Annotated in this window: 4 protein-coding genes and 1 tRNA gene; 2 read left to right on the top strand and 3 right to left on the bottom strand. The window is 63.0% G+C overall.

Going from position 1 to position 14455, the window contains the following annotated elements; translation table 11 throughout:
* On the bottom strand, positions 1–1078 hold a 1078-nt coding region (locus Q7U29_RS04280; protein WP_370691694.1), incomplete at its 3' end, for a D-alanyl-D-alanine carboxypeptidase family protein.
* A gap of 164 nt (positions 1079–1242) precedes the next feature.
* Here Q7U29_RS04280 and Q7U29_RS04275 point away from each other — a divergent pair.
* On the top strand, positions 1243–2193 hold the full coding sequence (locus tag Q7U29_RS04275) for an alpha/beta fold hydrolase (protein ID WP_304738865.1): 951 nt from the start codon (positions 1243–1245) through the stop codon (positions 2191–2193).
* A gap of 9 nt (positions 2194–2202) precedes the next feature.
* On the opposite strand, the gene Q7U29_RS04270 is transcribed toward Q7U29_RS04275, so the two are convergent.
* Positions 2203–3126 carry a septal ring lytic transglycosylase RlpA family protein gene (locus Q7U29_RS04270; protein ID WP_304738862.1) on the bottom strand — a complete coding sequence of 308 codons (924 nt, stop codon included), beginning with the start codon at positions 3124–3126 and terminating at the stop codon, positions 2203–2205.
* Positions 3127–3956: 830 nt separating this feature from the next.
* On the opposite strand from Q7U29_RS04270, the gene Q7U29_RS04265 reads away from it, so the two are divergent.
* A tRNA-Ser gene (locus Q7U29_RS04265) sits at positions 3957–4046 on the top strand.
* Between the two features lie 115 nt (positions 4047–4161).
* On the opposite strand, the gene Q7U29_RS04260 is transcribed toward Q7U29_RS04265, so the two are convergent.
* A complete protein-coding gene (locus Q7U29_RS04260; protein ID WP_304738859.1) occupies positions 4162–14430 on the bottom strand; it encodes a cadherin domain-containing protein in 10269 nt (3422 codons plus the stop codon).
* Positions 14431–14455: the final 25 nt, after the last annotated feature.

Here is a 14455-nt window from a genome sequence, read left to right as displayed (position 1 = left end):
GCACCGGGCCGTTATAGACCACGCGCGCAATCAGTTTATCGGTGCCGTTTTTCTGCACCATCACCTTGATCGGCTCGGAACTGGTGAGCTTGACCGAGCGGCTCTCGCCGCCGAACACCTTGGCGTAGCCGACCGGCTGCTGGGCTGCGAACAGGGTGCGGGCTTCGAAATTGCGAAATCCCCATTCCAGCATCTTCTTGGCTTCGGTGGCGCGATCGTCGGGATCATCGAGGCCATTGACGACCACGATCAGGCGCAGGCCGTTCTGTACGGCCGAGCCGACCAGGCCATAGCCGCCATCCTTGGTATGGCCGGTCTTCAGCCCGTCGGCGCCCTCGAGCGAGTTCAGCAGCGGATTGCGGTTCTGCTGCCGGATCTTGTTCCAGGTGAATTCGCGCTCGCCGAACAGTTTGTAGAAATCGGGATAGGTCAGGATGATGTGTCGGGCGAGTTTGGAGAGTTCGCGCACCGTCATCTTGTTGGCGGGATCGGGCAGCCCGTTCGAATTGCCGAAGGTCGATTTCGTCAGGCCAATCTCGCGCGCGCGCTTGGTCATGTTCTCGGTGGCGAAGGTGCGCTCATTGCCAGCCATCGCCTCGGCCAGGATCATGCAGGCGTCGTTGCCGCTCTGGATGATGGCGCCGCGCAGCAGGTCATCGACCGGGATCTTGCTGTGAATGGCCGCGAACATCGTCGAGCCGCCCGACGGCGCGCCGCCCTTGCGCCAGGCATTCTCGCTGACGCGGTATTCATCGGTGAGCTTGACCTCGCCCTTCTTGATGGCGTTGAAGACCACCTCGGCTGTCATCAGCTTCATCATGCTGGAGGGCGCGCGCAACTCGTCGGCGTTCTTCTCGAACAGCACGCTGCCGCTACTGGCCTCGATCAGGATCGCGGTCGGCGCATCGCCGTCGAAGCCGCCCTCCACCTCCTTCTTGGCGCCCTGCACGCTGTTGTTGGCGGCGTAGACCAAGCCGCCCCACCCGACCGCCATGGCGACCAGCGCCGCCAGCAGGCTGCGCCACCGGCGTCCTGTCGCGGACCCGGATTTGCGGAAGGATGATGTTTCGACTGCCATTGGGGATGCCTTGAAGCCGGCCTTCTATCAGTTGGAAGTACCGCAAACAACACGGGTTTTGCCCGATGCCGCGGAGCCGGTCCGATTGCGGAACCGGTCAAACGACCTTATCGTGCGCCGCGGCCCAGTCCTCAACAAAATCCCCGAAACAAGGCGGAAAAGCGATGCCCTCCACACGCACTGTTTCCACCAATGGCATCGAGATTTTTCTCCGCGAGCAAGGCGAAGGTCCGCTCGTCGTGCTGTGCCACGGCTGGCCGGAATTGTCCTATTCCTGGCGGCACCAGATCCCGGCAATCGCGGCCGCGGGTTTTCGGGTGGCGGCCCCCGACATGCGCGGTTTCGGCAAGACCAGCGCGCCCGCCGATGTCGGCGCCTACAGCATTTTCGACCATGTCGGCGACATGGTCGCGCTGGTGGAGGCGCTCGGCGAGAAGCAGGCGGTTATCATCGGCCACGACTGGGGCGCGCCGGTCGCCTGGCACGCGGCGCTGTTCCGGCCCGATATCTTCACCGCCGTGGCGGGCCTCAGTGTGCCGCCGCCGTTCCGGGGCCGCGGCCGGCCGCTCGATACCTTGCGCGACAGCGGCATCACCAATTTCTACTGGCAGTACTTCCAGACCCCCGGCGTCGCCGAGGCCGAATTCGAGCGCGATGTCGCCCTGTCGATGCGAACCCTGCTGGGTCGCGGATTTTCCGACCCCGCGGCGTCGCTGTTCGTCGAGGACGGCAAGGGATTTTTGGGCAACCCGCGCGCCGACCTGCCGTTGCCGGATTGGTTGAGCGAGGCCGACCTTGCGCATTTCACCGAAGCGTACCGGCAATCCGGCTTCCGGGGTGGGTTGAACTGGTACCGCAACATCGACCGCAACTGGGAACTGACCGCGCCATGGCAGGGCGCGCAAATCCATCAACCCTCGCTGTTCATCGCGGGATCGAAGGATTCGGTCATCACCGGCCTGATCGGCGCCAAACGGGTCGGCGATATGGAGCGGGTGCTGCCGGGATTGCGCCAGAAGCTGATCATCGACGGGGCCGGCCACTGGATCCAGCAGGAACGCGCCGACGAGGTCAACACGGCGCTGGTCGCCTTCCTCAAGGCGACTGCGGCCTGACCGGCAGGCTCAATAAAGCCCGCGTCCGCTCAGCAATTCACGGGGGCCGCGCGGATCGACCGGCGCATAGGCGCTCACCGGCCGGAGCGCATAGCGCGCGTCATTTTCATAGGACACGGCGCGGGTATTTTCGATGGCCCGGCCCGCCGGACGGGGTCGGCTTGAAGCGGACATCTCGGATGTGGCGTTGATGGAAGCGAGGTCCTGGGAGGTGTTGCCGAGGCTATAGGGCCTGCCCTCCGGCATCGGAACATCGCCGCGGATCGCGCGGGCCGAGACCTCGGGAACGAACGGGCGGGCCGAGGCGACCCGGACCAGCGAGGGCGATGGCGCCGGAACGCCGGTGCGCAAGGTCGCGACCAGCTGGCGGTCGTCGGACCCCTCGAGCGGTGCCCGGCCGACATATTCGACTCGCACGCGAGCTACGCCTTTGCCTTTGAATTCAAGTAGTTCGGAGGCTCTGTTCGAGACATCTATCAGCCGGTTGCCGTGGTATGGCCCCCGGTCGTTGACGCGCACGATCAGCGACTTGCCGTTGGAGAGATTAGTCACCCGCGCGTAGCTGGGGATCGGCAACGTCGGATGGGCGGCGGTCAGCGATGTCATGTCGAAGACTTCGCCATTGGCGGTCAGCCGGCCGTGGAAATCGTCGCCGTACCAGGACGCCATGCCCTCGGCGCGGTAATTGGGATCATCTTCCGGCACATAGACCCGCCCGGCGACGGTATAGGGCTTGCCGACACGGTAGGTGCCGCCGCCCTTCGGCACGGGTTCGCCCATCGCGACCACCCGGGGACTGGAGGAAACGCCATATTTGGGATCGACCCGGCTGGCGAACTTGCCCGACGAGGCGCAGTTGGCGAGAACGAGACATGCGGCCACCGCGAGCGCGCTTCGCGCCACTCCGGCCTGATCTGACTGTCGAATCCCCATCCGCCCCAATTACCATTTCGCCGGCCACGCGCCTACTTGGCGGCGTACGCCGGTCCTGCGTCCTGATGCAGCCCACCTCCGCACCAGGTCGTGAAGATACCGCATCCGGATCGCGGCGGAAATGGGGAGAGGGTCAGCGTGGTGAATCAATGGTTGCGGCGTCGCACCATCACGGTCGACCGTCGCGCCGAGGCGAATTGCTAACGGGGCAACGGCGGAAGCGGCGCTCCGGCTGTCGAGATAGAGCCGGTCGACTGCACGACGGCCGGCCCCGGTTCCCCTCCCCGGCGAAACTGTTGTGCCAAAGCATCACTCCGGCCGGATCTTCGATTCCACCCCGGAATCCTTTTGACTGTGCGCGGTCTCGTGGCGTTGTGTTCGTGCCGGGGCGCGAAGGATCTTGCGATGATTGAGACAGTTACAGCGTTTTTGGGTCTGTTTAGCGCCGGTATTTTCCTTGCCCATGCATTTGAGGGTTTTCGCTCGAGGGCTTGACCTTGCGCGATGACCACCTCGTTCAAACAAGCTGATTCCGAAAGTTTTAATGAATTCGGACCAGCTTTGAGAGTGGCAGGTGCAACATGCGTACTCATGACTTGGTGTCCGACAGCTTCCTCGCATTGACCGCAGCCGGTTTCGTGCTGCTGTGCTCGAGCTTGCTGGCCTTCGCGTTCGCATAAGGCGGGCGCCAGATATTTCGCAGGGGCCGCGCGACCGGGGCCCAGCGCGCGGCGACGCCCGCGCAAATCGACGCCACGCGCCTGCCCGTGACCGGCAATTGATACTTTCCCCCAGCCCCTCCCCCTGCTAAGTCGCTGAACTGCAAAGACGGAAGGGTGGCCGAGCGGTTTAAGGCACCGGTCTTGAAAACCGGCGTGCCTGCAAGGGTACCGTGGGTTCGAATCCCACCCCTTCCGCCAGCGTTCATTATAAGTAATTGATTATATTGTAGTTATTTTTACATCCTTCATTTCAAGCCCACCTTCAATCACCCCTCATTTTCTGACGCTGACCAAAGCCCAAGAAGCCCGTGACTCACGTCAGCAGGAAGTTGGAGTTGCTCAACGGCCCCGTGAAGTTTGACAGACTGATTTCCATGTCGTTCGCATCCATCGCGCCGTTGCCGTCGACGTCGATCTGCAAAAGGCCATTGCCGGGCGAGTCGAGCTGCAGGTGAGCCGATGCCTGGCCGTTGCCCGCGAAGCTGCCAGTATCGACATACTCGATATGCCCATCGCCGCCGAAAGTGATCCCCGAGAAGGTGAACGTATCGCTGCCGGCATCGAACCCGGTGATGGCGTCCCTCACCCCGCTGATCGTCGAGTCCGCCACGCTGGCGAAACGGAAATTATCCTGTCCCAAGCTGGCCGTGATCGCATCGGAGCCTGCGCCCGCGGTGACGGTCGTGCTGCCCGAAATGTTGCCGATCGTGAAGTTGTCGTAGGCTGCGCTGCCATTGATGGCTTCGGCATCGACCACGGTGAATCCGGACGCTCCTACGGTCAGATTCAACGTATCGGTCCCGCCACCGAGATCGATCGTATTGGCGCCGTTGCCCAGCAGGGTCAGCGTATCGTCCGATGAGGTGCCGTTGACTTCACTGATGTTGAACAGGTTGTCGAACGAGTTGCTTCCAGCCGCCAGATTGATCGTATTGGTACCTAACTGAAGATTGACGGTGACGCTGCTGACATTGCTTAGCAGGGTCAGTGTATCGTCGGTCGCGGGCTCGCCGCCCAAGCCCAAATAGTCGCTGCGGTTGATATTCTCAACATTGACGACGCTGACCGAGCTTGCCCCGCCGGCGACACTAAGGGTGTCGTTGCCATCGCCGAGATCGACCACCAATCCGCTGACAGTACCGACGAGATTGACGAAATCATCACCAGCGCTGCCGACGATATTTTCGACGCCAATGAAATTCAAGGAGGTGTAGCCTGCAGTGGCGATTTGCAACGTGTCCGTACCGTCTCCCATGTTGAAGGTAGAGCCGGTTATGTTGCCGATCGTCAGATCGTCGTTCGATGCAGAGCCGTTGATTGTCTGGACGTTGTGGGCATTTGTCAGGGAATTGATTCCTGCGGCCAGGTTGAGCGTGTTGTTGCCGTTGTTGAGGTTGACGGTTACTCCACTGACGTTGTTGAGCAGGAACAGAGTGTCGTCCGAACTGCCGACGAAATCGTTGGTTTGGATGAACTCGACGTTGGCCACGCTGAAGCTGTTGGCGCCGTTGGCCAACTGCAGGAAGTCGTTGTTGCCACTTCCGAGATCGACGGCCAAGCCATTGGCATTGTCGGTCAGTGTGACGAACTCATCGCCCGCCGTTCCATTCAGATTTTCGACACCGCTAAGCGCGAGGGTGTAGCCCACCCCCGCGATGCCGAGATTGACGGTATCGGCGCTGCCTGCTCCGAGGTTGATCGGGCGCCCGAAGAAGTTCTGGCCGATGGTCACGAAGTCATCGGTGTTGCCGGTCAGCGACGACAGCCCTGCCGTACCGCCGAGGTTGAGGCCGCTGATATCGACCGGAGTACCGGCGGTTCCGCTCGCGACCAGGTAGTAGGCCGGGGCGGTGGCACCGGTGCCGAACTGCAGCACCTCGATGTTGCTGATTGTGTCGGTGCCCTCGCCGTTGCCGCTGACCGAACCGGCTGTCACCGTGGTGTACTGGCCGATCGTGCCGGCATAGACCGCCATGTCGCCACCGGCGCCGCCATCGATAATATCGTTGCCACCGCCACCGGTAATGGCATCGCTGCCACCGGCGCCATTGAGGGTGTCGTTGCCGTTGCCGCCGCCGAGCGTCTCGTTGCCGGCGCCGCCGGTAATTGTGTCGTCGAAGTTCGTGCCCTGGACGTTGTTGACGCCACCCGTAATCGTGTCGGACCCGACCGAAGCATCGCCTACCGCTGTTCCGGCAGCGAGATCGACGGTAACGCCGCTTACGGTGGCGTTACCGTAGAGGATCTGGGTATTGCCGTTGCCGGTGATCAGGTCGTTGCCGGCAAGGCCCTGGAACGAGTTGAAGGTGCCGTTGTTGCCGACGTTGTTGGTCGAGGCATTCTGGAATCCGGCAGCGCCGAAGTTGGTCGCGTCATAGGTATCGGCAAAATTGCTGCCGAATACCTGTTCGATCGAGCGCAGCGTGTCGGTCCCGATCGAGGCATCGCCGACCACCGTGCCCGACGCCATGTTGACGACGACACCCGACGTCGTCAGCGGATTGTTGTTATTGTAGGTCACCTGATCGAAGCCGCCGCGGCCGTCGATGAAGTCATTGCCCCTCCAGCCGTCGAAGACTTCCGTGAACCCAACGTTGTTGCTGCCGAGCAGCGTATCGTTGAAGCTCGAACCTCGGACCTGGACGACGCCGCTGAAGTTGTCGTGGCCCACCGAAACATCGCCGTCCGCGGTGCCCGCGGCGAGATCGATCGTCACGGCGCCGGACGCGTTCCAGAACAGAATCCGGGTGTTGTTGTTGCCGGTGATGGTGTCGTTGCCGCCCATCCCCTCGAATTCGTTGAAGGTGCCGTTGTTGCCGACATTGAAGTTCGCCGCGTTGGTGAATCCGGCCGCGCCGAAATTGGTTGCGGTGTAGGTGTCGGCGAAGTTGGTGCCGCGCACCGTTTCGATCGAGCGCAGCGTGTCGCTGCCGGTGGATGCGTCGCCGGTCACGATCCCCGTCGTCATGTTGACCGCGATCCCGGACGTCACGGTGTTGTTGAAGGTCGGTGCGTAGGTCATCAGGTCGAAACCGGAGCCGCCGGTGGCGGCGTCGTTGCCGGCGCCTCCGACGAACACATCGTTGCCCGCGCCTCCGTTCAAAACGTCGGCATATTCGGAGCCGCGAACCCAGTTGACGCCGATCAGCGTGTCGTTGCCGACGCTGGCGGCGTCACCACCCGCAGTACTGGTCGCGCTGCCGTTGGTAGCGCCGCTGGACAGATTGACGGTCACCCCGGCGGTGGCGTGAAAGTAGGACGCGGTGGTCCGCCCGCTACCGGTAATGACGTCGTCGCCGCCCATACCCTCGAAGGTGTTGTTGACCGGCCCCATCAAGCTCGGGCTGCCAGCGTTCGTGCTGGTGGCACCGTAGCCCGTGGCGACGTAACTATCGGCGAAATTTGAGCCCTCGACGGCCTCGATCGAACTAAGCGTGTCGGTGCCGACCGATGCGTCGCCAATGACCGTGCCCGCCGCCATGTTGACGGTGATGCCGCCGGTTGCGTCCGAATAGACCGTGATATCCTGGCCCGCAGTACCATTCAGAGTGTCATTGCCGGCAAGACCCGTGAAGATGTCGTTACCGTCGGTGCCGTTCAGGGTGTTGTCGTTCGCATCCCCGAGGAACGTCCCCCCTGCGGTAATGCCGGTCACGGTGAGCGTCAGAGTTCTGTCGAAGGTCAGGCCGTTCGCGTCGGTCGCGCGGACCGTGACCTGTTGGGTCGCAGACGTCACGGAACTCAGCGAATTGGCAACGACGAGGTTCCCGCCGCTGATCGCGAATAGACCGCCGGCATCGTCCGTCAGCGCAAACGTGGCAGTGTCGCTCGCATCGGGATCGATGGTCGACAGTGCGCCTACGACCGCACCAAGGGCGCTGGCGCCCGCTATCGATGCATTCGACAACAGGATATCGGTGGGCGCCTCGTTGACGTTGGTAACGCTGACGGTCACAGCCTTGCTGTCCAGCAGAGTCCCGCCGTCGGTGGCAACCACATTGATGCTGTACGAGTTCCCGGCCTCATAGTCGGCTGAATTGTTCAGCGTGACCTGGCCGCTGGCGTCAATACTGAAGGCGGCGGCGTCGGTGCCGGACAGGCTCCAGGTGATGGCGCTATTGGGCGCCGTGGTGTCCGGATCGGTGGCGGTGGCTTGATAGACCACCGTACTGGTCGCCGCATTCTCGGCGACGCTGGCGGTGCCGCCCGAACTCACTGTCGGGGCCTCGTTGACGTCGGTGACGCCGATGGTCACAGCCTGGCTGTTGGACAGACTCCCCCCGTCGGTCGCGACGACGTTGATGCTGTAGGAACTCCTGGCTTCATAGTCAGCTAAGCCGTTCAGCGTGACCTGGCCGCTGGCGTCGATGCTGAACGCGGCTGCATCGGTACCGGTAAGACTCCACGAGATCGTATTGTTGGGCGCCGTGCCGTCCGGATCGCTTGCAGTGGCCTGATAGACCGCGGCGCCGGCCGCGGCATTTTCGGCAACGCTGCCGATTCCGCCCGAAGTAACGGTCGGTGCGTCGTTCGCATCGCTGACATTGACGGTTACCGCCAGACTGCTGGACAGATTCCCGCCGTCGGTTGCCACGACGTTGATGCTGTAGGAGCTCTTGGCTTCGTAGTCTGCAGAGCTGTTCAGCCTGACATTTCCGCCGCCGTCGATACTGAAGGCCAGGGCGTCGGTACCGGTGAGGCTCCAGGTGATCGCGTTGTTCGGCGCGGTCGCATCCGGATCGGCGGCGGTCGCCTGGTAGACCACGGTGCTGGCCGCAGCATTCTCGGCCACGCTACCCGTTGCGCCCGATGTCACCGTGGGAGCGTCGTTGGCGTCGGTAATGCCGATGTTGAACACCTCATCATACGTCAGGCCACCGGAATCGGTGACACGCACCGTTACCTGCTGCGAAGCGCCGCTCTCGTAATCGAGAACTCCGGCGACGACGAGGTTATTGCCACTGATGCCGAACGCGCCGGTGGGGTTGACGATGCTGTAGGTCGCGGTATCGCCGGCATCCGGATCGAAATTCGACAATGAGCCGACGATGGTTCCGGCCAAGCTGTCCTCGGCGACAGTCGATCCGACAAGGGAAATGTCGGTTGGCGCGTGATTGACGCCAGTGGTTATGAAGTTGGCGTCGGTCAGGGTGCCGCTCAGGCCATTGAGGGCAATCTCGATGTCGCCGGCGCCGATCTGCCCGTCGCCATCGACGTCGATCTGCAGCACGTTCCCGGCCAACCTGGCTTCGGATTGAGGGACCCCGGGCGTTCCGTTGAAAATGCCGTTGCTGACGAAATGGATCCCGCCAGCGAGACCGGCGACGTGATCGAGTACGATGGTATCGTTGGCGGCGTCAAAGTTGGTGACGGTGTCACCGCCTCCGCCGGCCGCGGACTCCGCGGAGCTCGTGTATCGGACGTTGTCCTGTCCGGCGCTCGCGGTAATGGAATCCGCGCCCAGCCCGCCGGTAACCGTGGTCGATCCTGTCGTGTTGGCGATGACGATACCGTCAGCGTCATTGCCGCCGAACACGTTCTCGACGTTGTTGACTGTGACGTTGTTGAAGCCACCTGCCAGCGTCAGCGTATCGGTCCCGTCCCCGAGGTCGATGGTCGAATTAAGACTTTGGCCCAGCGACGTCAGGGAATCGTCGGAAAGCGTTCCGTTGACGGACTGTATACTATTGAGGGTCAGCGAGTTGGCGCCCCCAGCCAGATTGACGGCATTGGCCCCGTCACCGAGATTGATAACGACGCCGTTGACATTGTTAAGCAGGGTCAGCGAATCGTTGGACGGATTCGTCCCGCCGAAGTCGCTGCCGTTGATGGTTTCAACGCCGAGGACACCGATGGAATTCGAGCCGTTGACGAGGTTGAGGGTATCGTTGCCGATCCCGAGATCGAACGTCACGCCCGTCACAGCGTTCTGCAGGACGATATATTCGTCGGCGGTACCACCAGCCACATTCTCGACGCCGACCAGACCAAGAGCGCTGAACCCCGCCGGGTTCGCCAGGATCAGCGTATCCGTCCCGTCGCCGAGATTGATCGTGGACTGATAGACTCCGTTGACGACGGTGAGCGTGTCGTCGAGTGCGGTACCGTTGATGGTGTTATTGATTCCGCCTGCATCGACCAGAGAGTTGGCGCCCGCCGCGAGATTGAGCGTATTGGTCCCGTCACCGAGATTGACTCTGACGCTACTGACGTTGTTGAGCAGCGTCAGCGTGTCGTTGGACGGACTCGTCCCGCCGAAGTCGCTGCCGTTGATGGTCTCGACACCGATCACGCCGACGGAATTCGAGCCATTGGCGAGGTTGAGGGTATCGTTGCCGATCCCGAGGTCGAACGTCACGCCAGTCACGGCGTTCTGCAGGACGATATAATCGTCGGCGGTTCCGCCGACCACATTTTCAACGTCAACCAGACCAAGGCTACTGAACCCCGTGGGATTGGTCAGGATCAGCGTATCGGTTCCGCCGCCGAGGTTGATCGTGGACTGATACACGCCGTTGACGAGGGTAAGCGTGTCGTCGAATGCCGTCCCATTGATCGTGGCGATGTTGAAGGCATTGACGAGGGAATTGGCGCCCGACGCGAGGTTGAGCGTGTTGGTTCCATTTCCGAGGTTGATGGAGACGCCGCCGACGTTGTTGCCCAGCGTCAGCGTATCGTTCGAGACGCTGCCCACGGCAAAGTCGCTGCCGTTGAGATTCTCGACATTGGCCACGCTTACGGTGTTGGCGCCGTTGGCCAGGTTGACGCCGTCGTTGATGCCCGCCCCGAGATCGATCGTGAGTCCGCTGGCGTTGGCCACTAGACTGACAAAGTCGTCGCCGCCCGTGCCATTCAGATTTTCGACGTTCACAAGGTTGAGGTTGTAGCCACCCGTGATGCCAAGCGTAATCGTATCGCCGAGACCAGCTCCGAGATCGATCGAGCGGTTGGAGAGTCCCTGCCCGATCGTCAGGAAGTCATCGTTGGTGCCGGTCAAGACCTTGATCGGAACACCACCGTTGAAACCGAGGCCGGTAAGGTTGATCGGACTGCCCGAGGTTCCCGAGGCGATCACGTAGTATGCATCGTTGAACTGCAGGATCTCCACGCCCGTCAGCGTGTCGGTACCGTCGCGGTTTGCAGTGTTGTCCTGGATTTGGGTTTGACCTGCACCAGGTGTGTTGAAATTGATGGTGTAACCCGACCGTGGTCCCGTGAAGACAGCGATGTCGGCACCGGCGCCGCCGTCGATGGCGTCGTTGCCGGCGCTGCCTGTGATCGTGTCGGAGCCTCCCCCGCCATTCAGCGCGTCGTCGCCGGCGCCGCCGATCAGGGCTTCGTTGGCATTGCTGCCATTCAACACGTCATTGAAGTTCGAACCCTGAGCGCCGTTGGCACCCGTGAAGGTGTCGTGGCCGACCGACGAATTGCCGTCAGCCGTGCCGGTGCCCGCCCCGGTGAACGTAACCGTCACGCCCGCGGTCGCGTTGAAGTAGCCCAGTCGCGTGTTGCCGTTGCCGGTAATGACGTCGTCGCCGCCCAGGCCTTCGAACTGGTTGAAGTTGCCGTTGCTGACGTTCAGAGCGCCCAAAACGCCATAGCCGGTTGCGACGAAGGTGTCGGCGTAGTTGGTGCCCTGGACACCCTCGATCGAACGCAACGTGTCGGTGCCAACAGAGGCATCGCCGATGACGGAGCCGGACGCCAGATTGATGCTGACCCCGGCTGTCGCAAGGCCCATGCTGTTGAAGCTTGCCGTGTCGAAGCCGCCGCGACCGTCGATATGGTCATCGCCCCCGAGACCGGTGAAGGTGTTGCTGAAGCTGCTTCCCAGCAGCGTGTCGCCAAATACCGAACCCTGGACCGCGTTGACACCGGTAAGGCTGTCGGTCCCCTCGCCGACGCCGGTGGCGGTGCCGACAACGGTTACGGCATTGGTGGTTCCGATGACGCTGGTCTCAAGGTCAACGCTGACGCTGCCAGCCGCGAGCGAGTAGTTGAGACGGGTGGCGCCGTTGCCGATGACCGTATCGTTGCCACCAGCACCTGCGAAGTCGTTGAAGGTGCCGGAGGAGCCGATGTTGAGCGCGCCGGCGGTACCGAAGCCGCTCGCGTCATAGACGTCGTCGAACTGGGTGCCGCGCACCGCTTCCACCGCGCGAAGCGTGTCGGTGCCAACGCTGGCGTCGCCGGTCACGGTTCCCGCGGCAAGCTGAACGCTAATCCCTGATGTGATGCTGGGATCGTTGTTGTAAGCGGCCTGGTCGTAGCCGCCGCGGCCATCGATAAAGTCGTCGCCGCGTCGACCGTCGAATGTTTCATAGCTGCCAGGGGCATTGTTGCTGCCATACAGCATGTCGTTGGAAGCCGACCCGGTGACCGCGTTGACATTCGAGAACGTGTCGTGACCGACCGAAGTATCGCCGCCCGCCGTCCCGGCCGCGATGTCCACCGTCACCGCACCCGTCGCGCTGACATAGGATACCCGCGTCAGGGCCTGGCCCTGGGCGTTGACGAAACCGGCAATGGTATCGTCGCCGCCTCGGCCCTCGAACTCGTTATAGCCAGCTGCAACCCCGGGGAGCCCACTCCATCCCGTGAAGCCGGTCGCATCGAAGGTGTCGGCAAAGTCGCTGCCAACCGCGGCTTCGACAGAAGTGAGTGTGTCGTTGCCCACGCCTGCCCCGGAGGCCGTACCGTTTGCCAGATTGACCGCGATCGCGCCGGTGGCATCGGCATAAGAGACACGATCAACGCTGTTGCCGCCGTCGATCGCATCATCGCCTGCGCCACCGGTCAGGATGTCCTTGCCGTCGCCGCCCTCGAGATTGTCGTTGCCGTCGCCGCCGAAAATACTGTCGGCGCCGTTGCCGCCCCGGATCGTGTCGTTGCCACCGTCGCCGCTCAGGGTATCGTTGCCGTCGAGGCCTTCGATCACGTCGTTGCCGCCGCCACCTGTGAGGGTGTCGTTGCCGAGAGTGCCAACCTGCGAGCCGTCGGGATCTCCCACCGGCGCCGCGGCAATCGCGTCCGTCAGATTGGTTCCGGTGTTGTCGGTGACGACGGTGGCGAGCGCTGTCTCGTCAAGACCGGCCGTGGTTAGCTGATCCGTCGTTTGCCCCAACGCCACGGTAGCCGCCTGGGCCATGTTGCTCAGAACCGACAGCGCGTCGCCGGTTCCGGAAGCGGCCGTCGCGATGGCATCATTGGCCGCCGCCACCACCTGCGAGACGGCGTCGATCGCCGCCTGGCCCGCGCTCGGAGCCGCCTCCTCTATGATCGAACTCAGGGTCGAGGCCTGGGTCAGGTCGACGGGGTCGCCAGCCACAGCCGCTTCCGAGATCGAACCTGCAACCGCGGATACGACAGCCGCCTGCGAGGTGGCCGATCCTCCGGCCGCGGAAATCTGCGCAATCGTGGTCTGCACCTGAATGCCTGCCGAAAGAACGTCCGTCGCGTTGGCATCGCCCGCCGCTGCGGCGACCACCGGATCGAACGTCTGCAGGTCGATCGATGGATCGAGCCCGAATGCGCTCGCAATCGCCGCTTGCGCCGCGTCAACCGCTGCTTGCACGGCCACGGGGTCGTTCTGATCGGGATTGGCCGCGGTCACCAGCGCGGCAACGAGCGTGGTCAGCGGCGTAATCACGGTCGAGCCCGATGGCGCACTGAGGGTGCCGAGGAACGCCAGGCCTGTGGAGACGTCGGTACCGCCGACCATCACCAGATTGCCGGTGCCGCCGACAATCGTGAAAGTGCCGTCCGCGGCTGTCGTCGTCGACGCTTCGCCCGCATCGAGCAAGCCGTTGCCGTCGGCGTCTGCGAATACGGTTGCGCCGGAAACATAGCCGTCGAACGCGCGGCCGCTTCTGGCGTCCGGACCCGCCGAAACGTTGACGGCCAGATCGATCGAGGTCGATGCAACGCTGGTCCCGTCGATGGATGTCGCCGTCACATGCAGGTTGAAAGTTCCGAAAGTGCCGACACCGGGCGATCCCGGTAGCATGGTGAGACCCGCAACGTCGGCCGCCGCGACGACCCAGTCGCCGTCTTCGTCGCGCGTGCCGCTCGACAGAACATAGCCACCATTCACTCCGCTGATGGTGACTGCCCCGAGCGTCTCGGAACCATCGGTCGCCGCGAGATACAAACCGAGCGGGATCGGGCTCGAGGACGCGTCGACGGAGATCGCCAATCCCGTCAGCGTCGGCGCATCGGCCACGCCGGCAACATCGACCGTCAAGGTCGTCGTCGTCGCGGCCGTGTCCGAACCGTCGGCGCTGGTGGCGCTCACCGTCAGGACGATGGAGCCCGAGAAGTTCGAAGCAGGCATCAGCGTCAGGCCGCTCAGCTGCGCCGGTGTCAGCGACCAGGTTCCGTTGAGGTTGTTGGTGCCGGCGCTCAGCGTCGCTCCCGCGGGAACGCCGCTGATCAGGATCGAAAGCGTTTCCGACGTGTCGGTCTGCGTCGCGGCGATCGAAAGCGGAATCCCGGTGTCCTCGTCACCGCTGGCGTTGCCCGCCGTCAGCGTCGGCGCATCGGCCACGCCGGCAACATCGACCGTCAAGGTCGTCGTCGTCACGGCCGCGTCTGAACCGTCGGCGCTG

Origin of the sequence: Bradyrhizobium sp., assembly GCF_030654605.1 — a bacterium.
Classification (GTDB): domain Bacteria; phylum Pseudomonadota; class Alphaproteobacteria; order Rhizobiales; family Xanthobacteraceae; genus Bradyrhizobium.
This window is presented reverse-complemented; position numbering and strand designations above follow the sequence as displayed.